22 protein-coding genes and 1 tRNA gene are annotated in these 26757 nt (G+C 39.4%); 8 read left to right on the top strand and 15 right to left on the bottom strand.

Going from position 1 to position 26757, the window contains the following annotated elements:
- The coding region (htpG, locus tag ACIQZ2_RS09005) for a molecular chaperone HtpG (protein WP_395768523.1) at nucleotides 1-1807 on the top strand (1807 nt) is incomplete at its 5' end.
- Nucleotides 1808-1901: 94 nt separating this feature from the next.
- Here the strand turns inward: htpG and ACIQZ2_RS09010 are convergent.
- Nucleotides 1902-2501, bottom strand: coding sequence for a T9SS type A sorting domain-containing protein (locus tag ACIQZ2_RS09010; protein ID WP_395768524.1), 600 nt, complete (start codon nucleotides 2499-2501; stop codon nucleotides 1902-1904).
- A 93-nt stretch (nucleotides 2502-2594) separates the two neighbouring features.
- The gene (locus tag ACIQZ2_RS09015) at nucleotides 2595-4127 is read right to left on the bottom strand and encodes an OstA-like protein (RefSeq protein ID WP_395768525.1); all 1533 of its coding nucleotides are present in this window, start codon (nucleotides 4125-4127) and stop codon (nucleotides 2595-2597) included.
- A 57-nt stretch (nucleotides 4128-4184) separates the two neighbouring features.
- On the opposite strand from ACIQZ2_RS09015, the gene tilS reads away from it, so the two are divergent.
- The gene (gene tilS / locus ACIQZ2_RS09020) at nucleotides 4185-5516 is read left to right on the top strand and encodes a tRNA lysidine(34) synthetase TilS (RefSeq protein WP_395768526.1); all 1332 of its coding nucleotides are present in this window, start codon (nucleotides 4185-4187) and stop codon (nucleotides 5514-5516) included.
- A gap of 77 nt (nucleotides 5517-5593) precedes the next feature.
- On the opposite strand, the gene ACIQZ2_RS09025 is transcribed toward tilS, so the two are convergent.
- From ACIQZ2_RS09025 to ACIQZ2_RS09060, 8 genes are all read right to left on the bottom strand, one after another.
- A complete protein-coding gene (locus tag ACIQZ2_RS09025; protein WP_395768527.1) occupies nucleotides 5594-6448 on the bottom strand; it encodes a DUF4835 family protein in 855 nt (284 codons plus the stop codon).
- 75 nt (nucleotides 6449-6523) lie between these two features.
- Entirely contained in the window at nucleotides 6524-6841 is a 318-nt protein-coding gene (locus ACIQZ2_RS09030) for a DNA-directed RNA polymerase subunit omega (RefSeq protein ID WP_395768550.1), read from the bottom strand.
- 61 nt (nucleotides 6842-6902) lie between these two features.
- Entirely contained in the window at nucleotides 6903-7793 is an 891-nt protein-coding gene (locus ACIQZ2_RS09035; protein WP_395768528.1) for an outer membrane protein assembly factor BamD, read from the bottom strand.
- Between the two features lie 18 nt (nucleotides 7794-7811).
- Nucleotides 7812-9566 (bottom strand): ABC transporter ATP-binding protein, encoded by a 1755-nt coding sequence (locus ACIQZ2_RS09040; protein ID WP_395768529.1) that lies wholly within the window; start codon nucleotides 9564-9566, stop codon nucleotides 7812-7814.
- The gene (locus ACIQZ2_RS09045; RefSeq protein ID WP_395768530.1) at nucleotides 9556-9717 is read right to left on the bottom strand and encodes a FeoB-associated Cys-rich membrane protein; all 162 of its coding nucleotides are present in this window, start codon (nucleotides 9715-9717) and stop codon (nucleotides 9556-9558) included. Before ACIQZ2_RS09045 ends, ACIQZ2_RS09040 begins: the two co-directional genes overlap by 11 nt.
- Before the next feature lie 2 nt (nucleotides 9718-9719).
- Entirely contained in the window at nucleotides 9720-10523 is an 804-nt protein-coding gene (locus tag ACIQZ2_RS09050) for an inositol monophosphatase family protein (protein WP_395768531.1), read from the bottom strand.
- Complete coding sequence (locus ACIQZ2_RS09055; protein ID WP_395768532.1) at nucleotides 10520-12616, bottom strand: carboxy terminal-processing peptidase; 2097 nt, start codon at nucleotides 12614-12616, stop codon at nucleotides 10520-10522. Before ACIQZ2_RS09055 ends, ACIQZ2_RS09050 begins: the two co-directional genes overlap by 4 nt.
- 3 nt (nucleotides 12617-12619) lie before the next feature.
- On the bottom strand, nucleotides 12620-13405 hold the full coding sequence (locus ACIQZ2_RS09060) for an FKBP-type peptidyl-prolyl cis-trans isomerase (protein WP_395768533.1): 786 nt from the start codon (nucleotides 13403-13405) through the stop codon (nucleotides 12620-12622).
- Between the two features lie 228 nt (nucleotides 13406-13633).
- On the opposite strand from ACIQZ2_RS09060, the gene atpA reads away from it, so the two are divergent.
- The 5 genes from atpA to ACIQZ2_RS09085 all read left to right on the top strand — a co-directional run bounded on the left by atpA (nucleotide 13634) and on the right by ACIQZ2_RS09085 (nucleotide 18377).
- Complete coding sequence (atpA, locus tag ACIQZ2_RS09065; RefSeq protein WP_395768534.1) at nucleotides 13634-15214, top strand: F0F1 ATP synthase subunit alpha; 1581 nt, start codon at nucleotides 13634-13636, stop codon at nucleotides 15212-15214.
- 13 nt (nucleotides 15215-15227) lie between these two features.
- Nucleotides 15228-16106 carry an ATP synthase F1 subunit gamma gene (gene atpG / locus ACIQZ2_RS09070; protein ID WP_395768535.1) on the top strand — a complete coding sequence of 293 codons (879 nt, stop codon included), beginning with the start codon at nucleotides 15228-15230 and terminating at the stop codon, nucleotides 16104-16106.
- Between the two features lie 5 nt (nucleotides 16107-16111).
- Nucleotides 16112-16933 (top strand): DUF2911 domain-containing protein, encoded by an 822-nt coding sequence (locus ACIQZ2_RS09075; protein WP_395768536.1) that lies wholly within the window; start codon nucleotides 16112-16114, stop codon nucleotides 16931-16933.
- A 60-nt stretch (nucleotides 16934-16993) separates the two neighbouring features.
- Nucleotides 16994-18271: a GTPase HflX gene (gene hflX / locus ACIQZ2_RS09080; RefSeq protein ID WP_395768537.1), complete on the top strand. Its 1278-nt coding sequence runs from the start codon at nucleotides 16994-16996 to the stop codon at nucleotides 18269-18271.
- A gap of 34 nt (nucleotides 18272-18305) precedes the next feature.
- A tRNA-Arg gene (locus ACIQZ2_RS09085) sits at nucleotides 18306-18377 on the top strand.
- 205 nt (nucleotides 18378-18582) lie between these two features.
- Here ACIQZ2_RS09085 and ACIQZ2_RS09090 read toward each other — a convergent pair.
- A complete protein-coding gene (locus ACIQZ2_RS09090) occupies nucleotides 18583-20196 on the bottom strand; it encodes a hypothetical protein (protein ID WP_395768538.1) in 1614 nt (537 codons plus the stop codon).
- A gap of 426 nt (nucleotides 20197-20622) precedes the next feature.
- Between ACIQZ2_RS09090 and ACIQZ2_RS09095 the strand changes: the two genes are divergently transcribed.
- Nucleotides 20623-21750 (top strand): GNAT family N-acetyltransferase, encoded by a 1128-nt coding sequence (locus tag ACIQZ2_RS09095; RefSeq protein WP_395768539.1) that lies wholly within the window; start codon nucleotides 20623-20625, stop codon nucleotides 21748-21750.
- Here ACIQZ2_RS09095 and ACIQZ2_RS09100 read toward each other — a convergent pair.
- From ACIQZ2_RS09100 to ACIQZ2_RS09115, 4 genes are all read right to left on the bottom strand, one after another.
- Entirely contained in the window at nucleotides 21747-23012 is a 1266-nt protein-coding gene (locus tag ACIQZ2_RS09100) for a purple acid phosphatase family protein (RefSeq protein WP_395768540.1), read from the bottom strand. The two genes, ACIQZ2_RS09095 and ACIQZ2_RS09100, sit on opposite strands and share 4 nt — an antisense overlap.
- A 9-nt stretch (nucleotides 23013-23021) precedes the next feature.
- Nucleotides 23022-24455 (bottom strand): Gfo/Idh/MocA family protein, encoded by a 1434-nt coding sequence (locus tag ACIQZ2_RS09105; RefSeq protein WP_395768541.1) that lies wholly within the window; start codon nucleotides 24453-24455, stop codon nucleotides 23022-23024.
- A gap of 131 nt (nucleotides 24456-24586) precedes the next feature.
- Nucleotides 24587-25939, bottom strand: a complete 1353-nt coding sequence (locus tag ACIQZ2_RS09110; protein WP_395768542.1) for a 3-oxoacid CoA-transferase — start codon at nucleotides 25937-25939, stop codon at nucleotides 24587-24589.
- A gap of 7 nt (nucleotides 25940-25946) precedes the next feature.
- Entirely contained in the window at nucleotides 25947-26639 is a 693-nt protein-coding gene (locus ACIQZ2_RS09115; protein WP_395768543.1) for a 6-phosphogluconolactonase, read from the bottom strand.
- Between the last annotated feature and the right edge of the window lie 118 nt (nucleotides 26640-26757).

The raw sequence follows: 26757 nt of genomic DNA on the forward strand, positions 1-26757 counted from the left end.
AGGTAACATCTCCATTCACACCGAGAATATTTTTCCCATCATCAAAAAATTTCTCTATTCGGACCACGAGATTTTCCTTCGTGAGTTGGTATCCAATGCGGTAGACGCCACCCAAAAAATCAAACGCTTGAGTTCTATTGGTGAATTCAACGGTGAGTTGGGTGAGTTAAAAGTTCAGGTAAGCTTCGATAAGGCGAAGAAAACCATCACGATTTCAGATAATGGAATCGGGATGACGGCCGAAGAAATTAAAAAATATATCAATCAAATTGCCTTTTCAGGCGCAACAGAATTCGTTGAGAAGTACAAAGATCAAGGAGAAGACAAGGGCATCATCGGTCATTTTGGCTTAGGTTTTTACTCAGCCTTTATGGTGGCCAAAGAAGTTGAAATTATTTCCAAATCCTACCAAGAGGGCTCAACAGCTGCGCGTTGGATTTGTGATGGTTCCACCGAATATTCAATTGCTTCGGCGAAAAAGAAAACGCGTGGAACGGATATCATCTTGCACATTGCAGAAGATTCAGAGGAGTTTTTAGAAGAGTTTCGATTAAAATCAATCTTGGAAAAGTATGGCAAGTTCCTTCCGATGCCGATTGAGTTTCAAGAGAAAATCATCAATAACCCAAGTCCGATTTGGACGAAATCTCCTTCCGATTTAACGGATGAGGATTACTTGCAATTCTACGACGAATTGTATCCGATGCAAGAGAAACCCTTATTCTGGATTCACTTAAATGTCGATTACCCTTTCAACCTAACGGGTATTTTGTATTTCCCGAAAGTGAAAAACGAGATGCAATTACAGCGGGAGAAAATTCAGTTGTACAGCAGACAAGTATTCATAACTGACGAGGTAAAAGACATCGTACCTGAATTCTTGATGTTGTTACATGGGGTCATTGATTCACCGGATATCCCATTGAACGTTTCGCGTTCTTTCTTACAAGCAGATTCAAATGTCAAGAAAATCAACTCATACATCACGAAGAAAGTTGCGGATAAATTGGCCGACTTATTTAAAACAGACCGACCAGCATTTGAAGAAAAATTCGCAAATATTGGACTATTTGTAAAGTATGGCATGATTTCCGATGAAAAATTCATGGAGCGTGCGACAAATTTTTGTTTAGTTCAAGATACGAATAATAAATATTTTACGTTGGACGAATATGCTGAAGAGGTTCAGGCAGCTCAAACGGATAAAGAAGGCAATAAAGTCTATTTATACACGACTGATGAACAACAGCAAGATGCCTTTATTCAATCCGCCAAACAAAAAAATTATTCTGTATTGCGACTTGATTCCTTAATTGACAGCCATTTTATTCAAGGGATGGAAGCCAAATTAGAAAAAACGCAATGGAAACGTGTTGATTCCGATCGAATTGATAAATTAATAGACACGGGAATTAATTTAGAAGCTGTCCTGAGTGATACGCAAAAAGAAAGTGTTAAAAAGGTTTTTGAAGAAACCTTAAACGATAAACAAAAAGTCGTAGCAGTCGAGGCTATGTCACCCGAAGATTTACCTGCGATTGTCACTCAAAATGAGTTTATGCGTCGCATGAGTGAAATGTCAAAAAATGGAGGTGGAATGGGAATGTTTGGTGCTATGCCAACAACCTATAACATCACGGTCAATGCTAATCATCCATTGATAAGCAAACTAGCAAGTTTAGAATCAGCAGAAGCCCAAAAATCCTTAGCAAAAGAAATCTCGGATTTAGCTTTACTTTCGCAAAACTTATTAACTGGAGCTGATTTGACCGCATTTATCAAGCGGACCGTAGCGAATCAAAGCTAAAGTTGCGAAACTACATACCCCTAGGCTTTAGCCTAAGGAGATGAGGCAACGTGACGCATCGCTAAAAACCTGAATGTTAGGCATTCAGGTTTTTTTACATTCCCTTACGAACAATGAGTTTTTTAGTGGCTACGGAGCGGCCATCAATGGATAACTGATATAAATACATGCCAGAGGAAAAATCCCTGAGTGAAATTCGCATCGTTCGTTGATCGCGATCAAGGCTAAATTCTTTAACCTGTTCCCCTATCACATTATAAAAACTTAAGCGAAAATCCTGATTACTTGTAAGTTGATAATCAACATCCACAAAGTCTGATGCGGGATTTGGATAAACATGTGAAACTTGAATGCGATCATTATAAAACAAATACTTGTCATTGTTCATATTCTCTTCCACTAATCTGCGCTCAGCGATACCATTCACCGTATTTGTCGATGATGACTTCGCATAGGTTGCTTTTAAGTACTGACTTACAAATGTATTTTGTTTCAAATCAAGGTTAGTCTGTAAATATGGATTAACTTGAAAAGAGCGCTTAGAAAGTAAAATAGGTAAGGTAGGTTTTTGTAAACTACGCTGAATATAAAGCCTAGATTTCGATTTAGCATCTGTTTGTGCGTATAACATCCCAGGCATACATAAGCCAAAGAGACATAAAACAAGCAGGAAATGAAGTAAAAATCGAATCATATCGCTATCGAATATTTAAAGGTAAACTTTTCCTCAATAGAACAATTCAAAATTTACGTAAACGGTTAATATTAGGCGTCAAAATACCTGAAATTAAGGTTTTTTAACACTTGCAGGTGAAGCAACGCGATCTAAAATCATGGATAATGTGGTTTTCTCTTTTGTTCGCCAATTAAATCCATCCAAAAATTCCAATTCTTCTTTCCACTCCTTGGGAGGAACAAATTTGGCCTCCGGTTTCGTGATAAACGAAATCTTATGAACTTTATTTTCCTGAAAAAAAATATTCATCCGACTGCATTCGACTCGATTTAAACCTGTAGTTACCTTTTTTTCATCAACAACATAATAAACGCTTTCGCCATTACCTTCCACCTGAACTTTCTTGAGTCGGGAATCCTCCGAAAACAAAACCCACATTTTCCGTCCTTTGATTTGATTAAAGTGTTCGACTGAATCTTTGGAAATAACAAAAGAATGCCCTCGCAACCGCATTTCATTCATCTTTTGATTTGTCATATACATGGAAATTGAATCTGCTTGCAATTGAGATTCATTTGTCCACAACAAAGGTTTTTGATAAAAATGAATTACCGAATCTTTGGTATCATATCCCAAAGAGTCACATTTACCCGAAAAGTCGGATTTATAAATCAAAACATGGTGATAAGCATATAATTTTCGAGTCGAATCGGTCTTATTTTGCATGGAGACTAGCGTATCAGCTGTCAAATACAAGGTGTCTTTATCGCCAATGTTCCGCATTAAAGCATGGCCATAAACTCGCGTAATACCCGTTTTGCCAGCATATCGACCATAATCGCCACTCAAGATTACCTTTTCCTTTTGGCTTAAAAACTCAACACGACCTCTTGCCACACCGATTTGCGTAGGACTATCATAAAATAATGTATCAGCCGAAAGTATATATTCATCTGTTTTGGCTGTCGACCGACCCGTAAAATTGGAAACCTTCGTCTGGGTATTATAAAATCCTGCGGAGGTTAAAACAGTATCTTTCTTAGTAATGATCTCGGTTGGGCAAATAAAATATGCCTCTTTGGATACCGTATTATATTTTAGTGAGTCCGCCTGTAATCTTCCTCCATCCTTATCCAACACGCGTACTTTTTCTTTGAAGAGAAAATTCTTTGTTACCGTATTGTAAAATCCTTCCCGACTTGATAACGTTGATTTTTTATCTACAATCTTTGCGCCTGTATGATAAACTGCCATCCGAGAATTCAAGTCATAATCGAGCTTACTGGTCGACAAAACAATGGTATGATCATCGAGCTTTACCCTTCCTGAAATAAAGGCTTTTCGGTTATCTCCGATGTAAATTGCGGTATCCCCCGTAATGGTGACCGTATCTGCTTGAATGATTTTCACATGACCGTAGGCCTCTACGTTATTGGTTGTGCTATTTAATACCGCCTGATCACAGGAAAGTGAAGTCGTACCCTGCCTAAGAAATACATGCCCGATCAGGGTTTTGCGCATGATCAAATCTTGTTGAATTCCGTTAAGACTGTCGGCACGAATAACTTCAAGCTGGCTTTGTGCAAAGAGCCAAGTAGGAAGCAGTAAAAAGAAAAAAAGGAATAATCCGTATTTTTGCCGCATGTTCATCGCGAATCGTTAATTTCGCATCATCAATTGAACGCGCAATTTACCAATTTTATGCTGGAAGATTTCATCCATTTTATCCAAAAAGAGAATTTATTTCAACCAGAAGACAAAATTCTTATAGCCGTAAGTGGTGGGATTGATTCTGTGGTTTTAGCAAAGCTATTCTCATTAGCCAAATTCAACTTTGGCATTGCTCATGTAAACTTCGGTTTACGAGCAGAAGAATCGTTGGCTGATGAAGTATTTGTTAAAAAAATCGCCAAATCGTTAAAAGCACCCTACCACACAATTGTATTTGATACGAAAGCATTTGCCGAAAAAGAGAAAATATCGACTCAAATGGCGGCACGTTTGTTGCGTTACAATTGGTTTGAAGAAATCAGGCAACAAGAAGGCTATCAGTACATAGCCACGGCACATCACCAAATGGATAGTGCTGAGACTGTACTCATCAACTTAACTCGTGGAAGTGGATTAGCTGGATTTCATGGTATTCCATTAAAAAATGGGCATATCATTCGACCAATGCTATTCGCCAATCAAGAACAGATTTTTGATTTTGTGGTAGAAAAACATTTGGCATGGCGTGAAGATTCATCCAACGAATCAACCAAATACCAGCGTAATTTCATTCGTCACGAAATCATGCCAAAATTTCAAGAGATCAATGCTACCATTGATGAAACATTGGCACAAACGAGTGAACGCATTCGGGATATAGAAACGTGGATTCAAGAGGAATATGTGTTGTGGAAAGAAGCAAACATCAAAAATGATGCGGCAAACAATTTATTTGTTCAATTGAATCCAAAATCTGCACGAGAAAAAGTTATGCAGCAACGTTGGCTACAAAGCCTAGCTTTTAAAGGAGATCAAGTAGCACAAATAATGAATCATCCAGCTGATAAAGTGGGAAAAATATATGAATCTCCACTTTTTATTCTAAATATTGATCGAAATCAATGGGTGCTTAGCCCGAAAGACCAATCCGAATATAAACCTATCCTCGTACACGAAGACGACGAAGTTATAGATCTTGGAACGCAGGAACTACATATTTATGTAGAAGAAAAAACAGCAGACTATAAAGTTCCCACTGAAGCAAATATTGCTTGCCTCGATGCCGACAGCTTGACTTTTCCTTTAGAAATCCGAAAAACGCAGGATGGTGACTGGTTTTGCCCATTAGGAATGAATTCGAAAAAGCTTATTTCAGATTTTTTAACGGATAAAAAAGTAGCACTTAATATTAAAAAATCAACCTTATTGGTCCTGAGTAAAGGTTCCGTCGCTTGGATAGTTGGGCAACGAATTGACAACCGATTTAAGATTTCAGACAAGACTGAAACGGTGCTTCTATTTGAACTAAAATCAAAAGGGTAACGCTACCTTTGGCAAACCTTGGAGGATTGCCAAAGGTAAAGGAGAAAAAGGACTTTAGATTAGGGGAAACTGATTTTTTACCTGATTAATTTTCTATAAGTTTCAGTCCGGATCGGATCAAGTAAACTTAAGTACGCAAAGGCTTGTTGGCGTTCCGAAACACCTGCCTCATCCAAAATGGAGAAGATTTCATCACTCTTCGAATCAAAAAAAACACGAATACTAGCCGCACCTGGAAGCACCTGATTTATTTGCCGAATCTGCAACAATAAATCCAAGATGCCTTTGCGTGCTTCATCCGGTTTGTCTTTAAATGTATCTAAATACAGGCGATGGTAAGCATAATTAACATCGCGCATTCCCTGAACTTGTTGGTTCATTAAATTCTCCGCAATCGCAAACCTCGAACGAATATCATTCGCATTTCCCCAACCACTTCCAGAATTTTGCGCGAGGTTAGTGAGAATAACCAATTTCTGCACAAAGGGCTCTCCTCCACGCAAACCCATCGAATCATAATGATATGCCAATGACAAATAAGCGTAGTATGCCATTAGGGAGCTGATGTTGTCAATAAAACTATTGTCATTGTAGGTAATTGGATTCCCAATTTGATACTTGAAATTGAAGTTTTTATCAATCATATTCAAAACAATCGTCTCATACGATGTTCCAAAAACAGGCCTTAGGACTTGAATGCGTGCATTTGCTTCAAAATCGCCTTGTGAACTGGCTTTGGTTAAAAGCAAATTGATATTTAACTTAATTTTTTCCTCGGGCGCAAAATTATCATTAGACCAACGGCGGTTTGACAAAAAATCTTGAAGAGTTCGCTGAAGTTCAACGTAAATTTGCGAGGTTCCTCGCTGCTGATCGAGCTGTAATTGCTCGGTATTGATGGTCACTGTTGCCTGCAGTTCTTGGGCTTTCATTTCCCAAGAACCAAGACATAATATCGCGAAAAAAATAATGCGAAGGGATTTCATATGAAATCAAACGAAAAAAGATTAGTTCTCGTCTGTTTCTTCAGTGCGATTTCTGTAATCAATTTTATCTCCCAAAAACTCATCGATTGCAATAGCACTCGGTTTCGGCATCCGCTCATAGTATTTTGAGATTTCGATTTGCTCACGGTTCTCAAAAATCTCCTCCAAATTATCTACAGAAGAAGCAAACTCAGATAATTTACCTGATAATTCCTCTTTCATTTTGCTAGAAATCTGACGAGCGCGTTGTCCAATAATGGAGATAGACTCGTAGGTATTACCTGTCTTTGCAGCAATTTTATCTACATCACGCGTAATGATTGATGGATTGGTTTGGATCTTAGACATCTCTTTGAATTTTAATTAAGGTTGCAAAAATAAGTTAATTTTCTGAAATAAACTATTGAGGACTTGTCGTCAATTTGGATGTATTGGACTTTTCTTTCTCTAAAAGTGCTTTCTGTTCAGCTTCAAGCTTCGCGATTCGCTCCACTTCTTGGTTACTCTTTTCATACATCTTTTCAGCATCTTTTAGAAATGGGCTTTGGGGATACTTATCAACTAAGTCTAAATAAAACTTAGACGCATCTGAATAGCGTTCCTTCTGTTTTGATTCGATGGTACTATTTGCCAAATCAAATTGCGCCAAAACCTTTAAATATGCCATTTCTTCATTAAAATCCGAATCTGGAAAATCACGTTGAAAATTTGTTATTTCAATCACAGATGACTTCAAAGATGCTACATTAAATGAAGACGTCTTGTGATATAACTTCGCTTTTTCATAGGCCTTTCGTTCCAACTTGCGACGTAATTCTCTAATCATATTTGAACATTCGTCCTTAAATTTGGTATCTGGATAATTGTTCAAATAACTCTGTAATTCTTCGATAGCCGTTAATGTTCCCGTTTGATCCAAATTATAATTTGGAGAGTCTTTGTACATGGAATAAGCCGACATGTAAATAGCCTCTTCAGCATATTCGCTGCGAGAAAACACTTCATAGAACTTCTTAAAATGAGCATTAGCAACGGTGAAGTTCCCTAAATTAAAATCGCAATAGGCTTGATAATAGGTAGCCATTTCTTGCGTAGAATCTCCCTTCATTAAGGGAAGTATTTCATCGAATAAAATACCCGCCTTATTAAAATCCTTCTTCTTATAATAATCTACAGCTGCCTTGTACTTTACGGGTAAACTTGCACTCTTACGGAACTTCTCAAACTTACCACATGAACTCAGGCCAAGCAATGCAACAAAACAAATCAGTATACTTTCTTTCAATTTCATAAGCCTCAAATATACGGATTAATTGCGACTAAATTGTAAATGATATAATTGCGCATATAGACCTTCTTGCTTTAATAATTCATCATGCGTACCGCGTTCTTTGATTTCACCCTTATCCATTACTAAAATTTGACTCGCATTTCGGATGGTTGATAATCGATGAGCAATAACAACGGCCGTTCTGCCTTTCATTAATTTCGCAATAGCTTGTTGAATCAACACTTCAGATTCAGAATCTACCGAAGAAGTTGCTTCATCCAAAATAATAATTTTGGGATCATGAACCATAGCCCGAACGAAGGAGATTAACTGGCGCTGACCTACACTCAACGTTGCCCCTCGTTCCATCACTTCATACGCGTAAGCGCCCGGTAACGACATAATAAAATCATGAACTCCCACAGCTTTGGCTGCTTCCTCAATCTTTTCTTGTGAGATACTTTTATCCCCTAAATGAATATTGTAAGCAACAGAGGCGCTAAACAAAAATACATCCTGCAATACGACAGCTATATTTTTTCGTAAACTGTGTATTTCATATTCTGGCAAGGCGATACCATCAATCCGAATAACCCCTTCTTGGCAATCGTACATGCGACCTAACAATCCAATAATAGATGATTTTCCGGCACCTGTAGCCCCTACAATTGCCAACGTTTTACCTGCCGGTACGTTAAAACTAACCTTTTTAACTACCCATTCAGGCTCATTGTAAGCAAAGGTCACTTGATCAAATACAATCTTCCCTTTGACCTGATCAGCAAGCACCTTGCCATTATTTTGAATATAATCCGTAGAGTCCAATAATGTCAAAATACGCTCAGTGGAAACAATACCCATTTGAAGGGTATTGAAACGATCGGCCAACATCCGTATTGGTCGAAAAAAGAGGTTAATAAACATGATAAACGCAGTCAGGGTACCCACCGTTATTTCCTCCTTTAAAATATAGGTTGAAGCCATCCAAACAACAAAACCCGACCCCACTGCTGAGATAACATCGGCAACTGGAAAATAAACGGAATAAGCCAAAATACCTCGAATATTGGCATCGCGATGCTCTTGATTTATCTGATTAAACTTGGCTAATTCACGTTTTTCAGCATGAAATAGTTGGACAATCATCATTCCCGAAATGTGCTCTTGAACAAAGGAATTTAGATTAGCCACAGCAATACGTACTTCATTGAAGGACTTCTTTATATATTCTTTGAAAACGTAGGTAGAAAAAACCATAAAAGGCACTGTAGCAATAATAACCAAGGTTAATCGCCAGTCGGTGTAAAACATCACCCCAATAATCAAAAATAACTGTAACAAATCACCAGCAATGGATGCCAATCCTTCCGAGAATACGTCGTTCAATGTCTCAATATCAGATACGGTCCGCGTCACGAGTCTACCGATAGGCGTTGCGTCAAAAAAAGCTAATTTCAAATCAATGATTTTGGCATAAAGCTGTACCCGAATATCACGAATAACCGTTTGACCTAAATATCCCGCTAAATAACTGGTGGAAAATTGCAAACCCGTTTGACCAAGAAGCACAGCAATCATGATGAAAAACATGCGCAATAAGTCGGCCATTTTGTCCAAACTAACATAATGGTCAAGGGTAAACCGGATCATCAATGGGATAACAGGTGAAATACCTGCCATGCACAGAATCAAAAACACCAGAAACCAGAAGCGGATTTGATAGGGCTTTATGAAACCATAAATGCGTCGGATAATCTGTAAATCAACAATTTTTCCGCTTTCTTTATCTTTCAATGGATTCCAATTTATCGAGTGAACCTGCAGCACAAGTACCGCAACCTTTGGCGCATTGACCTGCCGTTTTACCCCAAAATTGTTGGTAAACTAATCTGCCAAGATAGCATATCGCCGCAGCAAAAACCAAAAAGATCAAAACGTGTTCCATATTCAATCAACAAACCACTTGGACTGCAAAGTTCCTAAAAATTCCTCAAATATTGGTCCTGCTCCAATAATTTCTCCTTCAAAAATTACCGCATCACCTCCACTAAAATTAGAAACACGCCCCCCTGCTTCTTCTATAATAATCTTTCCGGCAGCCACATCCCATGGTTTCAAATTAGCCTCAAAAAAACCTTCAAATCGACCACAAGCTGTATACGCCAAATCAATTGCGGCAGCTCCCATACGACGCAAACCATGAGAGGATCGCATCAATTCTTTTAACAAAGCCAGATAGCGATCTTGGTATGAAAAGTCATAATATGGAAAACCTGTGGCTAATAAACTTTTATTCATTAATGTCTGAGAGGACACGTGTATCGATCGCTCATTTAAAAAAGCCCCTAAGCCCGTAGCACCATAAAACAACTCATCTCGATTGGGTTCATAAATTAACCCCAAAACAGGCTGTTTATTACAAATTAGTCCTACCGATACTGCGTAAATTGGTAAGCGGTGCAGGAAATTAGTTGTGCCATCCAAAGGATCAATTACCCAATAATAGCCGTCGCCTACTTCGCTGTAATCTGAGGCTGATTCTTCTGCAACAAAACCGGCCTCTGGAAAAATGCGCGATAATCCTTCTTTTAATCGGGATTCTGCCGTTTGGTCTACGAAAGATACTAAATCGTTGGTGCCTTTGTACTGAATATCTGCCTCGCCTATATTATTTACCATGGACTGAATCCATAGGCCTGTCTCACGAACAATGGGCTTGGCATTTTCTAGGATGACACCTAAATCAATCATGGCATTTTAGCTATTTTTCTTGCGCCATTTGAAATCCAATCTGACAAAATTTGTTGCGTTTCTTTCAAATATGCGTCTTTAGCGTGCTTATCAGCGTCTTTCTCTTTCTTAGTATTATCTGAGTTCGCTTCATCGGTTCCACCTAGCGCATCCATCACAGATTGAGAATCATCGGGTTTTTTCTTTTGCTCTTCCAACTCTTTTTTGCGCTTTTCAAAATTCAACGAAATGGAGTTTTGATCTTTAATCTTTTTCCAACGCTCAAAATCTTGTTTCAATTTGACCAAATCGGGTTTTGTTTTCAAGCGTACTTGAAAAGCAGTTTGCAATTGAGCTAATGCTGGCCCAACGATGTTGTTTGTTGGCGTATATGATGTTGTAGGAATCATATCCCAAGGCAAAGCGGATGGTTGAGAACTTTCACCAAACTCTTCAGCGGAGAAAGCAGAAGGAAGAGCAAAATCAGGATTAACCCCTTTATGTTGCGTTGATGAACCATTTACACGATAGAATTTTTCTAAAGTGATTTTCAATTGGCCAGCAGGATCTTTTTCATCCATGTAGTTATCTAAATCAATAACCGATTGAACGGTACCTTTGCCGTATGATTGCTCACCTACGATGATGCCACGTTTATAATCCTGAATCGCTGCAGCAAAAATTTCAGATGCAGAGGCAGAAAAACGATTAATCATAATAGCCATAGGTCCGTCATATACTTGAACGGGATCACGATCTACTTCTTGAGAAATTCGGCCATCGGATTGCTTGCGCTGAACCACTGGGCCTTTGGGAATAAACAAACCGGTTAATTCAACGGCCTCAATCAAGGAACCGCCACCATTATTGCGCAGGTCAATTACCAAACCATCTATGCCTTCTTGTTTAAACTCATTCAAAAATTTACGCACATCTGCTGAGGTAGATTTGAAATCAGCTTCGCGTTTACGAGCGCCTTCAAAATCCCGGTAGAACATGGGAATGGTAATGAGTCCAAGTTTATAGGTAGTAGCTCCTTGCTTAAAATTCAAGATTTCTTTTTTTGCTGTTTGCTCTTCAAGCTTAATTTTCTCTCGAACAATCCGCACTTCAGTTGTAGGAGATCCCGTTACGCCAGAACCAGGTAAAATCTTTAAACGAACAACGGTACCTTTGGCACCGCGTATTAATTTAACCGCGTCATCAGTAAACCAACCAATCACATCAACAAAAGCACCGTTATCTCCCTGTGCAACACCCACGATACGATCCTTGGGATTAATTTGCTTGGAACGGAAAGCGGGACCACCCGGAACTAAATCCTGAATGGTTACATAATCACCTTCTAAGCGAAGCGTAGCTCCAATTCCTTCAAAACTTTGCGCCATATCTTTGTTAAACTCATCAGCTGTTTTGGGAATCATGTAGGAGGTATGCGGATCAATACTCTCCGTGTAGGCATTCATAAACACCTGAAAAACATCTTCAGCACGCGTGCGAGCCATATATTTGGCAGAACGCTTGTAGCGATCAGCTAATTCACGCACAGCAGTTGTATCAGCTTTGCCACCAATTTTCCAATCCAACAATTGACGCTTAACGTCTTTTCGCCAATAATCATTCAACTCGGTAGTAGATTTAGCCCATGCCGACTTTTCGCGATCTGGCTGATAACTTTCATCGATTGAAAAATCAACAGGTTGCTTAATGACCTTTTCAATGTAATCGAAACGCTCCATCATGCGTTTTTGATACAAATTATAGATCTGAAAAGCAGAGGTCAAATCCCCTAAGTTCAATTGCTCATCAATAGTAAATCGATATTTTTCAACTTCTTTGATATCAGACTCCAAAAAATACACCTTGTTGGGATCTAAATCTTTAATATACGCATCAAAGATTTTAGATGATAATGAATCATTTACAGGTACTTTTCGGTAATGGTAATTACTTAAAATACCAAAAACCATACGTTCAACTTTCTTTTGGGTTTCAGTAGGTTGAAGATCACCTTTTTGGTAAGTGTCCAACTCGATAGATCCTTGCGTTTTCCCATGAAGAAATACGACAACCAACAGCGAAAGTGGAATTAAAATTGGAAGTATTCTTTTCATATTTTATTCTTTTTCGATAGCAATTAACTCTACTTCAAATACCAAAGCCGAATATGGCTTTATGTTAGGTCCTGCAGCACGAATACCATAAGCTAAATCTTGAGGAATGAACAACTTGAATTTTGAACCTACTGGCATGAGTTGAAGCGCTTCAACCCAACCCGGAATTACCCCCGAAACTGGAAATGAAACGGGCTCTCCACGTTGAATGGAAGAGTCAAATATTTCACCGGTAATTAAAGTTCCATGATAATGCACTTTCACTTTATCAGATGCTGTAGGCTTAGGGCCATCTCCCAACTTAATTACCTTGTATTGCAATCCGGAAGCCGTGGTATTTACAGAATCCTTGGTTTTATTTTCCGCTAAAAACTGCTCACCAGCCAAGCGATTTGGTTCAAATTGTTTAGCCTGCTCAGCCATTTGCTTTGCTTGCTCCTCCATTTGGGCCTTTTGGCTTTTCATCATAAAATTAGACCACACCGTTTGACATTCTTGATCACTTAATAACAATTTTTCACCCAAAGTACCCGATGAAAATCCCTTGGCAAATAACTCAGGATTAACTTTTACATTTTTGGACTTGAGATCTTGGGAAAACAAAACCCCTAAAGCATATGATACAGAATCAATGTCATTTGAAAAATCCTTAACAGGAACTCTTGTAACTGAAAGCGTCAGCTTAGGAACGGTTTTAGGTTTTGACTTTTTCGCAACATTCGATTTTACCTGTCCTACAGAAGCAAAGGCAATAGTACACAACAAGAGTGCAAGTAATTTGATTTTCATATTATTAATTTAATTCCAAACAAAGCCTCGAAGATACAGAAAAATGCCTCTTTTTCAAGAATTTTAACCGCATTTAACAAGTGGCTAATTCGTATCAAAATTTAATTCTTTAAAAAGTCTTATGATTATCGGCATTTTTTTTATTAAATCATGGGAATATTCAAATTTCCTAACTAATTTTGCACCCGAAAATAAATAGTAAAAAGATAACTTTTCATACATAAATTTATGGCATCAGTAAGACCAGATGAGGTTTCGGCGATTTTAAGAGAACAATTATCTCAAGCGAAAACTCAAGCAGAATTAGAAGAAATAGGCACCGTACTCCAAGTGGGTGATGGTGTGGCTCGTATTTATGGACTTTCCAATGTTCAAGCAGGTGAATTAATCGTTTTTGAAAACGGTTTGAAAGCTTTGGCATTAAACTTAGAGGAAGACAATGTAGGAGCTGTACTTTTAGGAGACTCGAGTCAAATCAAAGAAGGTGATACTGTTAAGCGTACCAATTTAATTGCCTCTGTTCAAGTAGGTGATGGTATTCTAGGTCGTGTGGTTAATACATTAGGGGAGCCAATCGATGGAAATGGCCCGATTACTGGTAAACTTTACGAGATGCCGTTGGAGCGCAAAGCACCAGGTGTAATTTTTCGCCAACCGGTTACAGAACCCTTACAATCAGGTATCAAGGCTATTGATGCGATGATCCCTGTAGGCCGTGGCCAACGTGAGTTGGTGATCGGTGACCGTCAAACAGGTAAAACAGCTGTTTGTATTGATACCATTATAAATCAAAAAGAATTTTTCGATAAAGGAGAACCTGTGTTCTGTATTTATGTTGCGATAGGTCAAAAAGCTTCAACTGTGAAGCAAATTGAGCAAACATTGCGTAAATCGGGAGCCATGGATTACACCGTGATTGTATCAGCTTCAGCAGGTGACCCTGCTCCGATGCAGTTCTACGCACCATTTACGGGAGCGGCGATTGGTGAATTCTTCCGTGATACAGGTCGTCCAGCATTAGTTGTATATGATGATTTATCGAAGCAAGCGGTAGCTTACCGTGAAGTTTCTTTGTTATTACGTCGTCCACCGGGACGTGAGGCATATCCAGGTGACGTTTTCTACCTTCACTCCCGTTTATTGGAGCGTGCGGCGAAAATCAACAACTCGGATGAAATCGCTCGTAACATGAATGACCTACCCGAGTCAATCAAAGGCATCGTGAAAGGTGGTGGTAGCTTAACAGCACTTCCAATCATCGAAACACAAGCGGGTGACGTTTCTGCGTATATCCCTACCAACGTAATTTCGATTACGGATGGTCAAATCTTCTTGGAAACAAACTTGTTTAACGCAGGTATTCGTCCAGCGATCAACGTAGGTATCTCGGTATCTCGTGTGGGGGGTAATGCGCAAATCAAGTCGATGAAGAAAGTAGCAGGTACGTTAAAATTAGATCAAGCACAATTCCGTGAATTAGAGGCCTTCGCTAAATTCGGTTCAGATTTAGATGCATCGACAAAATTAACGATCGACCGTGGTCGTCGTAACTTAGAAATGTTGAAGCAACCTCAGTTCGCTCCACAACGAGTAGAAGAGCAAGTTGCGATGATTTATTTAGCGACTACAGGTAATTTAGATAATGTACCTGTGGAAAAAGTTCGTGAATTCGAACAAGATTTCATTCAAGTTTTACGTGCGACGGAGAAAGCTACTTTAGAAGCTTTAGGTCAAGGTAAATACGATGATACCTTAACCGCTACCTTGAAGCGAGTGGGTAATGAAGTAGCAGCTAAATACAAAGCATAAAATTTAGAATACTATGGCTTCCTTAAAAGAAGTAAGAAATAGAATTGTATCAGTCAACTCGACGCAGCAGATAACCAAAGCCATGAAAATGGTTTCGGCTGCCAAATTGCGTCGTGCACAGGATGCTATACAACAAATGCGCCCATATGCTAAGAAATTAGCTGAGATGATTGCAACAGTTTCTGCTCAATCTGATGCAGGGGCAGAGAATCCATTCACTGTGGTACGTGAAATTAAAAATGTCTTACTCATTGTAGTAACCTCTGATCGTGGACTTTGTGGCGCATTCAATGCGAACGTGGGAAAAGCGACGATGGCCTTAGTTAATGAAAAGTACGCTAGCCTCCAGGCGAGCGGAAATGTTGAGATATTAGCCCTAGGAAAAAAAGGTGGAGAATACCTTTCACGTCGCGGATTTAAAGTGAATGATTCGCATGCTGATATTTTCACTCGCTTGAATTTTACGAATGTGCGGGAAATTGGAGAAATCGTTTTAAACGCATTTACTGAAAAGCAATATGACGTAGTCGAAGTGCTTTTCAATTATTCAAAAAATGTAGCGACACAAATCATTCAAACGGAACAATTACTTCCTTTAGTAGCCTCAGAAACTACGGAGAATGTGAGTTCAGTTGATTACATCTTTGAACCAACGGAGGAAGAAATTATTTCTGAATTAATTCCAAAGTCAATCAAATTGTCAATCTTCCGTGCCTTACTCGAGTCGAATTCATCAGAACACGGAGCTCGTATGACCGCAATGGATAAGGCAACTGATAACGCGGGTGAGTTGATAAAAGCATTAAAATTAGAATATAACCGTTCACGCCAAGCAGCCATTACGAAAGAAATTCTTGAAATCGTAGGTGGTGCAGAAGCATTATCCGCATAAGTAATATGAAAAAAGTATTAGTTTTAGCTTTATGGGTTCTTTCTACAGGTGCTTTCGCCCAAGGCATAAAAATGCCTGCTTCAAGTCCAGGACAAAGCATCAAACAAGATTTTTCATTATCTGCGGTAGAAGTTAAATATTCACGTCCTGTAATTAAAGGTCGTAAGATATTTGGTGATGTAGTTCCCTTTGGAAAATTATGGCGTACGGGTGCAAATTCACCCACTAGCGTTACTTTTGGCGAGGATGTAAAAATTGCTGGCCAAGTATTAAAAGCTGGAACTTACCAATTGCTTTCAATCCCTTCTCAATTTTCATGGGAAATTATTTTCAACAAAGGAACTAACGGTGTGTTTAATTACAAGCCAGAAGAGGATGTTTTAAAAGTGAAGTTGGCAACAACTACCCTATCACAATCAGTAGAATCCTTTTCCATTCAATTTGCGAATGTCATCGCAAATAAAATGGACATGGTGATTTCCTGGGAGAAAGTAGCTGTTTCGATTCCAATTGAAACGGAGATTGATTCGAAAATCGCAACATCTATCGAAAAAGCGATGGCTGCTGACACAAGACCCTATTTTGAATCTGCATCTTATTATTTTGAAACCGGACGTGATTTGAAAAAAGCCTTGGAATGGGTAGGAAAAGCTACTGAAGCAAATCCTTCAGCTTACTGGATTTTACATTTACAAGCGAAAATTCAAGCTAAATTAGGTGATAAAGCAGCTGCAAAAATAAGCGCTGAAAAATCTATGGCATTAGCAAAAGAAGGTAAAAACGAAGATTATGTAACGTTGAATATGAAGTTGATTCAAAGTCTATAAATTGAACTATATTCGCATGAAAAGCCTTTCTTAACCGGAAGGCTTTTTTTAGCATCAGATATGAAGGAAGAATTGGGATTTAGTACGGGAGAAGAACAAGAAACGGCGGTACTTGTAGCTGTAACGACGCAGAAACAAAATGCGACTCAAACGGCAGAGTATTTAGCTGAACTTGCATTTTTAGCATCTACATCAGGTGTGGTGACCTTGGCGAGTTTTACCCAAAACTTAGCCAAACCAGATAATCGTACCTATGTGGGAAAAGGAAAGTTAGATGATATCATTGCCTATGTGATCACTAAAGATGTTGACATCATGATTTTTGATGATGATTTAAGTCCATCCCAAGTGCGTAACATCGAATTAACAATTTCGCTATTAGGTAAGGAAATCAAAGTGCTCGATCGTAGTTTATTGATCCTGAATATCTTTGCGCAGCGCGCCCAAACCGTTCAAGCTCGAACACAAGTAGAACTTGCGCAATATCAATATATGTTACCAAGATTAACCCGCATGTGGTCTCACCTATCCAAACAACGAGGGGGTGTGGGCATGCGTGGTCCAGGTGAGAAAGAATTGGAGACGGACCGACGAATTGCGAATGATCGTATTTCATTCTTAAAAGATAAACTGACGGCCATTGATAAGCAATCGTATACGCAACGCAAGAATCGTGACCGTATGGTACGTGTTTCACTAGTAGGATATACGAACGTGGGGAAGTCAACCTTGATGACTAAATTGGCAAAAGCAGATGTTTTTGCAGAAAATAAATTATTTGCAACGGTGGATTCCACGGTACGCAAGGTGGTTTGGGATGGGATTCCTTTTTTATTAACGGATACCGTAGGATTCATCCGGAAACTACCTACGCTATTGATTGAATCATTTAAATCAACCTTGGATGAAGTGCGTGAAGCGGATGTCTTATTGCATGTAGTCGATATCTCCCATCCGAATTTTGAGGAGCAAATTGAGGTGGTACAAGGAATTTTGAATGAGATGGGCGCGGGAGACAAACCAACAATCTTAGTTTTCAATAAAATTGATTTGTACAAGGTCGAGGATGTTTTCTTTGAAGGTGCGGCAGTAGATGAAAATGGAGAACCTGAATTAACCAAAATGGAGCGTGTAACCCGCTTTTTGAAACAATCACACTGGCAAACAAATACGCCCAAGACCGTATTTATTTCAGCAGAGCAACGCTCAAATTTAGCCGAATTACGTGAAATGGTGATGGATATAATTAAAGAAAAGCACTTTCAGATTTTTCCAAATTGGTTGGATACCAACCATTTAATGGGGTATAATGATGGGGTAGTTCCGGAGGAGAATTGAGAGGTAAGAATTAAGAATTAAGAATTGAAAAATTGGCGCTGTAGTTCAACGGATAGAATAGGCGTTTCCTAAACGCTAGATGCGGGTTCGATTCCCGCCGGGGCCACAAGAATAGACGATGGACGTTGGACGCTAAACGTTGGAGGTATTCCTAAACGCTTGATACGGCCGGAGTCGCGCTCGACTCGATTTCTAACGGTGTAAAAACCACCTCAAAAAAATTGTTTTTTTAAAGGCACAAGTAACGATGAAGTTAGCCCGAGCAGAATTTTCAAAAAAATATATGATAATGCACAAATGAAATACGACTATTAATTAACCAGTTGTTTTTTCAAGTTGACTGCTTCGTCAAAATTAAAAAATAAATCCCACCAATTGGATAGCGTAATTTTTTTGGCTGTCGACCCAGTGCCTTGGACATCTGTTATTCCATTATTCATTCCAGGTACTGATTGCCACCAATAAATGAACCATTTTGTGGGTGCATCATTTGTAAAATCATTTTGCCCTGTAGCAAATCTCGATGGCGCAGTCATTGAAATATTTTTTTCAAATGGATAACGTTTACTAACCCAAGTATTGACATTAACATCAACAAAAGTGCCTCCCGATGGTTTCCAAGTTTCGATATCTGATTTCACAAAAGCTGTATTTGCCCAATCGTAATCTTTTAATGAATTAGGCGCAAAGTGGGTATTGCCCCCACGACCAACTTTGGCAAATTTATCTAACCAAATTCGATTTAACCCATCAATATGCATCATTTCCATTTCTAATTGGTGTCCCCTATTGTGTAAATCAGTATCAACTCCTCTCCATCCATTATTTCCGTAAACAACATAGGTTTTATTGTATCTTGGCAAATCATTCAATTCACGATAGCTATTTGATATATCACCATATGGTGCACCAACCCTCGGAGACATATTTGATTCAGGAACGTCAAATAAATCACTTTTTAGAAAGAAGGTAAACCATACTTCTTTAGCTCCAAGTTTCTCAACGTAGTCTTTTAAATTAATTCTTGCGAATAAATCATTAAAATCGACGTTTTTACCTGTCAACTTGATGTTTTTTACATTAATATATGCCACAACGTCAATATTTATGTATTTCTCGGCTTTATTAGCCCCATAATCCCTAAAACGAGTTCCCTCCTCTATTGCGTTCTTTTCAATGATTCTTTCTGCTAAAATTTTACTTTTAGCTCTATCTATTTTGTATTGAAACGGAGCATCCCAAGGCTGGCTTGATTCCAATGTCCATTTTGGATTTAGGTAAGTCTGATTAGAAATAATTGTATCAGGCAAAAAATTAATTATTACTACAGGAACATCAATTTTACCCGTTTTGGTAGATTTTAATCTTGAGTCAACAATTTCCATTTCAATGGCCGGAGTTACAGTAGGAGCTTTAACTTGTTGAAACAATGCCTTTAAATTGATTGCCCTATCAATCTTCAAATCCAAAGGATTAGCGCTACTTGTTAAATCACCTGACCAACCAGCAAATTCAAATTTATCTGCAGGTTGTGGGCTTAATCTGACCGTCGTTCCCGAAGGATATTGTGTTTGAGGTGCAACGGCTAGAACATCTTCTTTCACCGAACCACTCCCCACAATGCTGAGTGTTAAAGGATATTTACGTTTTTCAAACACACCGGTTACCTGCTTATCAGCATCCAAAGTAATGGGTGAAGGATTAGTATTACCTGATAAACTTCCACTCCATTGCTTAAAGGTATATTCACCTGCAGGTGTGGCGATCATAGAAACCACTGTCCCTTTTTCAAAGGCATTGGTTGGAGGGGAAACCGTACCACCGTTTAAAGGTGTCCAATCAACAGAAAGTTTTTGTTGGAAAATCTCTTTAGAACAAGAGACAACTGCCATTGATAATAAAAGAATAATGATACGATTTAGCATACTAGTAAGGAAGCTCAATATTAACGACATAATCTATTTTTATTATCAATTAATTATTTATCGGTACACATTAAATTTTATATCAAGATTGCCAGTTAAAATATATTCAACTCGTTCATCCTATAAATGATTATAAAAATGAGGCCTTATTGGTTTGTATATTTTAATCAAAACTATTTTTAAAGTAGTTGATCTGACTAAACACAGCATCACGTAAGCGAACAATATATATCGAAGTGATTAAACTGATTGGGGCTTGTTGCGATTTAAACTCACTATGTTAGGATTTAAGACCACTGGACGCGAAGCCTCAAATGAAATTGTCTATTCAATTGCTTAAATCATAAAGCCAAAAATCAAATATAAACACGTCTTGTGGGAACAATAACCCCGAAATTTCAGTTAAACTACTGAAAACCTTTTTCATTGAACTACAAACACCAACTTTACCACCACACATCGGAGTTGCCATCTAACTGGGACAGCATCGCGAAAACGAGTATCTTCCTACAAAAGGATTACCTCGAAGCTTTGGAGTCATCCACCCCACTCAATGTTAGGCACAGATTCGTTGGCATATTTCAAAATGAACAAATGCTAGCGGTTGGATTGCTACAACTAATAGACCTAAACCAACTACATACTTTTGGCGTCCGCGATCATGGGCTAAAAATCATGTTACGGAATTTTTTATTCAAAAATTTTGCTGGCAAACTGTTGATTTTAGGAAATAACATGCTGACTGGCCAGCATGCTATTGCTTTTGCCCCTGAATCAAAACCAAGTGAGGTGCTATCCTATATAAAATCACTGGTGATGTCTGAATTTGAAGGACAACATATCCATATTTTGAAGGACTTCCCTCACGAAGAAATCATTTATTTCCAACAGCCCATTTTTGAAAAAAGTCTACAATTCACTTCGCAGCCTAGCATGTGTTTTAATTCGCAAGAAGGCTGGACAAAGGAGCAAGATTATGTGCATGCCCTTTCCAAAAAATACCGAGATCAATACAAAAGAGCACGCAAAAAATCCCTCGGAGTCGAAAAACGCCAATTGGATTTACGCGAAATCATTGCACTAGAAACACGTATCTATGAACTTTATCTTCATGTGGCGGAAAATGCCCCCTTTAATACGTTCCTTTTAGCAAAGAATCATTTCAGCTGTATGAAAGAAAAAATGGGTGAATCGTTTCGCTTTTTTGCTTATTTTGAGCAAGGCCAACTGATTGGATTTAATACCCTATTTCAACACGAAGACTTATTGGAAACCTATTTTTTGGGTTACGACCCTAAGGTTCAAAAAGAAAAAATGCTCTACTTGAACATGCTTTATGATATGGTAGGCTGTGCGATTGTGAATGGCTTCAAAAAAATAAATTTTGGTAGAACTGCCATGGAAATAAAAAGTTCTATTGGTGCACAACCTGAAAAAATGTATGGATTCATGGAACATCAAGCCCCGTGGATTAACCGACATTTAGCCCGAATATTTAGGCTATTAGAACCTGAAGTAACTTGGATACAAAGGCATCCCTTTAAAGAAAATTAAGGCTTTTTTATAACAAATTCGTCGCCGATTACTCCATCCGACTGTATCCACTTTAGATTGAAACGATGCTTATTCACATCCAATAAAACAGAACCCCCAATCGTATTATTCGTATACACAGAAGACTTCATCGGAAAACCCGGACGCTGACCACCTACTTTTCCACCTGATCCATTGACCACATAAATTACCCCCTGCCCTTTCGGACCTACTACATACTGATTTGGAGATTTTTCGTTGGCGAAAACATGCGTAGCTGAATCAAATGTATCGTTCACTCCAAAATGTCCCCGCATTGGATAACTGCGCTCATAGACATGACTGTGTCCTGCTATCACCAAATCAACATTATATTGCTCAAAGAGTGGGTTAACATGTTCGCGCATATGCTTCATGTCCAATTCAGTATCTGAATCATGTGAACCTTTGGAATAGGGAGGCTTATGAAAATACACCACCACCCAAGGTAATTTATTGGCCGCCAAATCTGCCTTTAACCACTCATATTGCATGCCTTTTCCATCCATGAGCTGCAATCCATTCACATCGCGCATCTCGGTATCCAAGGCTACTAAATGTACAGGACCATAATTAACGGAATAGTAGGACTCCGCATGCGAAGGCAAGCCCCCTGCCTCACCCTGAATAGGCATATTGAAAATCTTGAAATACGGAGGAACGGTCGGATCATGTTTCCCCGCGTAATCATGATTTCCTGGTGAAGGATAGATAGGCAAGTTTTGTAAAAATGCCGACTGGTAAACATCAAATACATTTTTTTGATATTCTTCGTCCTTCCCATTATTGTAAGCATTATCCCCCAACCAAATCCAAGCATCAGGACGATCACCACGCGTATATACTTCGATTGAATTCATAACTGCCTTTTGACTCGCCGAGCCATCTCCAAAATCGCCCAATGCCCAAATACGAACTTGTTTGGTTGAACCAAAAGCCGGAGCTGTAACTACATACCGATCGTCTGAAAATAAGTCTGAATCTATTTGATACGCATACTTTGTTGCCGGTTTCAAATTTTGCAGGGATACTACGTGATCGATTACGCGATTGGTATCCAACACTGACATCACCTTGCTTGACGCACGGTAATAGACCCGGCTAGCGACCGGGGTATCTGTCCGCCAATGCACCAAAACGGAAGTTGGCGTAACAGATTGCAAATAAGGTCCTCTAATAATTTGAGCTTGCTGCGCCATACAAACGTGCGCAGCAATGATCAACAATACCAATAGTAAACGCATAAAAATCGATTAAACTCCTAAACTCCAACCATCCCGATACGTACGCTTTACAAACTGATTCGCCGCATCAAAATTAGTCACGCGCATATTAGCATTATCCCAAAGCAATTTGGTATTTGAACCCGGATAATGATTCCCCTTACCTGTAGGCCGAGGAAACGGCATATCCGCCACGCGAATCGCTAAATTTGCCATTAATATTGCCTCTGTTAATGGACCTGCAAGCTCAAAAGATGAACTCATTTGTTTGTTGCCATATCCGGCAATTGCTCCTTCCACCCATTGTGCATAATGTCCTTCTGCACTTCCCGGAACACGCTCAAGGGTTTTCTTCACTTTTACTTCTTCATTCCGTGACAGAGGCAATAAACGTGGATTCGCAGCATACTCACTTGCCATCATTTTGCCTTTGGTACCAATGAATAATATACCTGAATTCCCATCACCAAACATCTCATCTGGTCCAAGTTCCTCCGGTCTCTCTGGCTTAATACCTCCATCCATCCAATGCATGGTCACCGGTCCTTGGGTTTTGCTTGTTTTAGGGAAAGTTAACGTAGCATGACTTGATGGAGGACAGCTATCAGGAAAAACACCGCGCTGACCAAAAGCCGTAAAGACACTGCCCACGCTTGCCTGCACATCAGAAGCATATTTCAAACCCAATACGCGGAAAGGAGCTTCCATCAAGTGGCAACCTAAATCACCCAAAGCACCTGTTCCATAATCCCACCATCCGCGCCAAGAACCCGGAATCAAATTGTCTACATAATCTTTATACGGAGCCGTACCTAACCACAAATCCCAATCTAAACCTGATGGCACAGGTGGCTTGGCCGTTGACCAAGGAATACCCTGTGGCCAGATGGGGCGGTTCGTCCAAATTTGAACCGTATGCACGTCGCCAATAATCCCAGCGTCATACCATTCCACTAATTGGCGAACACCATCCCCAGAAGAACCCTGATTACCCATTTGGGTAACCACTTTATATTTGTCGGCAGCTGCTGTCAACATGCGTGCCTCATAAATATCGTGTGTCATCGGTTTTTGCACATACACGTGCTTGCCTAATTGCATCGCAGCCATTGCCTGAACGGCATGGTTATGATCCGGAGTTGATACCGACACGGCATCGAAATTTTTGGATTCAATCTCCATCAATTTCCGCCAATCTTTATAATATTTAGCTTTCGGATATGCAGCCACGGAATCTTTGGCTTGTCGGTCATCCACATCACATAAAAAGGCAATCTCTGCCTTACCGCTTTCATAAAACTTTCGTAAGTCCGACTTCCCTTTTCCTCCTACACCGATACCCGCTACAATCAATTTATCACTGGGAGCAAGAAAACCTTTTCCGCCTAATACATGACGAGGAACAATAAAAAAACTGGAGGCTAATGCGCTTTTCTCTAAAAAGCTTCGTCTAGATACGCTCATAGTACAATAGTTTAATAGGTTTATGTTGGCCTAATTTAAATATAATTAACTAGTATTCAGTTGATTATTGCCAAAAAAAGATTTCACAATATGCATAATCAATCCAAGGGAAGAAAAATCCCTACACAAGCCTATACAACTAAGCGACCCGTCGTGGCTGCTTGAATTTGATCCAAAGAAACGCCAGGTGCACACTCAACCAATTTGAATCCACCCTCAGGTAAGATATCATAAACACCTAACTCCGTGATAATCCGCGTTACGCAACGAACACCGGTTAAGGGTAAATCACACGCACTGACTAATTTCGATTTTCCATTAGGCGTTGTTTGTAGCATGGCAACAATGACCTTATCCGCAGAAGCGACCAAATCCATCGCTCCTCCCATGCCCTTCACCATTTTTCCCGGTATTTTCCAATTAGCCAAATCCCCGCGTTCTGAAACTTGCAAGCCACCAAGTATCGTGACATCAATGTGATTGCCACGAATCATGGCAAAGCTTTGCTCTGAACTAAAAACAGAGCCACCGGTCGCAACCGTTATGGTTTGTTTGCTTGCATTAATGTAATCAGGGTCCGCAGCTCCTTCCATTGGAAATGGACCTATCCCCAACAATCCGTTTTCAGATTGCAAGATTACCTTCATGTCTTTAGGGATGTGATTAGCAACGCGCGTAGGGATACCAATTCCTAGATTCACATAATCTCCATCTTTAATTTCACGTGCAAGTCGTTTTCCTATGACTTCCTTTTTAAGTTCCGCTGGACTTAATTCGCTGATTGCTTCAGGATCCTCTTGGCAAGTCAAATGCTCAATAGGCTTTTCATAATCCTTCCCTTGAAAAATTCGGTGTACATAAATGCCGGGGGTATGAATTTGGTTTGGATCCAAGGTTCCTGCTGGAACCAATTCTTCTACTTCAGCAATGGTTATTTTACCAGCCATGGCAACAACGGGATTGAAATTTTGGGAAGTGCCTTTGTAAATCAAATTACCTTCCGTGTCCCCTTTCCAGGCTTTTACAAAGGCGAAGTCGGCGGTAATTGCCTTTTCCAACAAATAGTTCTTGCCTTCAAACGCACGCGTTTCTTTGCCATTAGCTACTTCGGTTCCTACACCTGCGGGGGTATAAAAAGCAGGAATACCTGCACCGCCGCAACGAATACGTTCGGCCAATGTTCCTTGGGGAACCAGTTCAACCGCCAAATGACCCGTTAATAGTAATTCTTCAAATAGATGATTCTCTCCGATGTAAGAACAGATCATTTTTGAAATTTGCTTTTGACCAATCAAGCGACCAATACCAAAATTCTCTAATCCCGCCTCATTCGATATGCACGTCAAATCCGAAGATCCTTTAGCTAAAAGAGCATTGATAAGATTCTCAGGCACACCCGTTAGCCCAAATCCTCCCATGAGAATACTCGACCCCGAAACAAGATCAACTAGGGTTTCACTCGCTTGGGAGAAGACTTTATTCATGAAAATGCTATTGATAATCCGTGATTAATTCCACATTGGGATGTAACCAAAGAAAAGAGGCCGGGCAATCGGTACGAATTTGTTTCGTCAAAATTTGTTCCAAGGCTGCTTCCTTCCCTTTCCCTGTTACCAAAAAAATGATTTTTTTCGACTGCAAAATTCCCCGCATACCTACACACCAGCCAAATGCCGGCTCAGTACCTTGCGAAAGTGCAGGGTCATGTTGTATGGTTGATTCAGCAAGTGTTGCCTTATGAAAGCCTGCTTGTAAATACTCAGCAGGTTCATTGAACGCAATATGTCCATTTTTACCTAAACCAAGAATACAAATATCCATGGGACTATTTTCTTCAATGTAGGTTTCAACCCGCTTAATTTCCTTTTCCGCCTCCCCCGTATTGGGATCAAAACTAACGTATCTACTACTGGGTATATCCAAAGGACCCAGTAGATGCTTATGCAAATAAGACTCACATGAATCCGGGTGAGACGCTGGAATAACACCCCATTCATCCATTTTTATCACCCGCATCTTGCTAAAAACCGATTTTTCTTTCGCCATTTCAGCATACATTCCCGTGGGTGAACCACCGGTGGCAGCACAAAAAAGCAGATCGGGTTTATGGGTAACCTCGTTGATGATATGCTTTGCAGCTAAGGCACTTAATTCTTGATAATTCGAAACGCGTGTTATATTCATTTTATATACTTTTCACTAAAATAACGTAAAGAGTAGGCATAATGCAACATAATATCAGTTTTCTGTTATATATAACGAAATGATTTCGCTACTTTGCGGCATAATCCAGTTCTAATAA

The organism is Aquirufa sp. (assembly GCF_044342065.1).
In the GTDB taxonomy this organism is placed as follows: Bacteria; Bacteroidota; Bacteroidia; order Cytophagales; family Spirosomataceae; genus Aquirufa.

Coding starts and splice junctions, on each gene's coding strand:
- ACIQZ2_RS09010 (WP_395768524.1), bottom strand. CDS start 2,501: ATGATTCGATTTTTACTTCATTTCCTGCTTGTTTTATGTCTCTTTGGC.
- ACIQZ2_RS09015 (WP_395768525.1), bottom strand. CDS start 4,127: ATGCGGCAAAAATACGGATTATTCCTTTTTTTCTTTTTACTGCTTCCT.
- tilS (WP_395768526.1), top strand. CDS start 4,185: ATGCTGGAAGATTTCATCCATTTTATCCAAAAAGAGAATTTATTTCAA.
- ACIQZ2_RS09025 (WP_395768527.1), bottom strand. CDS start 6,448: ATGAAAGCCCAAGAACTGCAGGCAACAGTGACCATCAATACCGAGCAA.
- ACIQZ2_RS09035 (WP_395768528.1), bottom strand. CDS start 7,793: ATGAAATTGAAAGAAAGTATACTGATTTGTTTTGTTGCATTGCTTGGC.
- ACIQZ2_RS09045 (WP_395768530.1), bottom strand. CDS start 9,717: ATGGAACACGTTTTGATCTTTTTGGTTTTTGCTGCGGCGATATGCTAT.
- ACIQZ2_RS09050 (WP_395768531.1), bottom strand. CDS start 10,523: ATGATTGATTTAGGTGTCATCCTAGAAAATGCCAAGCCCATTGTTCGT.
- ACIQZ2_RS09055 (WP_395768532.1), bottom strand. CDS start 12,616: ATGAAAAGAATACTTCCAATTTTAATTCCACTTTCGCTGTTGGTTGTC.
- ACIQZ2_RS09060 (WP_395768533.1), bottom strand. CDS start 13,405: ATGAAAATCAAATTACTTGCACTCTTGTTGTGTACTATTGCCTTTGCT.
- atpA (WP_395768534.1), top strand. CDS start 13,634: ATGGCATCAGTAAGACCAGATGAGGTTTCGGCGATTTTAAGAGAACAA.
- atpG (WP_395768535.1), top strand. CDS start 15,228: ATGGCTTCCTTAAAAGAAGTAAGAAATAGAATTGTATCAGTCAACTCG.
- ACIQZ2_RS09075 (WP_395768536.1), top strand. CDS start 16,112: ATGAAAAAAGTATTAGTTTTAGCTTTATGGGTTCTTTCTACAGGTGCT.
- hflX (WP_395768537.1), top strand. CDS start 16,994: ATGAAGGAAGAATTGGGATTTAGTACGGGAGAAGAACAAGAAACGGCG.
- ACIQZ2_RS09090 (WP_395768538.1), bottom strand. CDS start 20,196: ATGCTAAATCGTATCATTATTCTTTTATTATCAATGGCAGTTGTCTCT.
- ACIQZ2_RS09100 (WP_395768540.1), bottom strand. CDS start 23,012: ATGCGTTTACTATTGGTATTGTTGATCATTGCTGCGCACGTTTGTATG.
- ACIQZ2_RS09105 (WP_395768541.1), bottom strand. CDS start 24,455: ATGAGCGTATCTAGACGAAGCTTTTTAGAGAAAAGCGCATTAGCCTCC.
- ACIQZ2_RS09110 (WP_395768542.1), bottom strand. CDS start 25,939: ATGAATAAAGTCTTCTCCCAAGCGAGTGAAACCCTAGTTGATCTTGTT.
- ACIQZ2_RS09115 (WP_395768543.1), bottom strand. CDS start 26,639: ATGAATATAACACGCGTTTCGAATTATCAAGAATTAAGTGCCTTAGCT.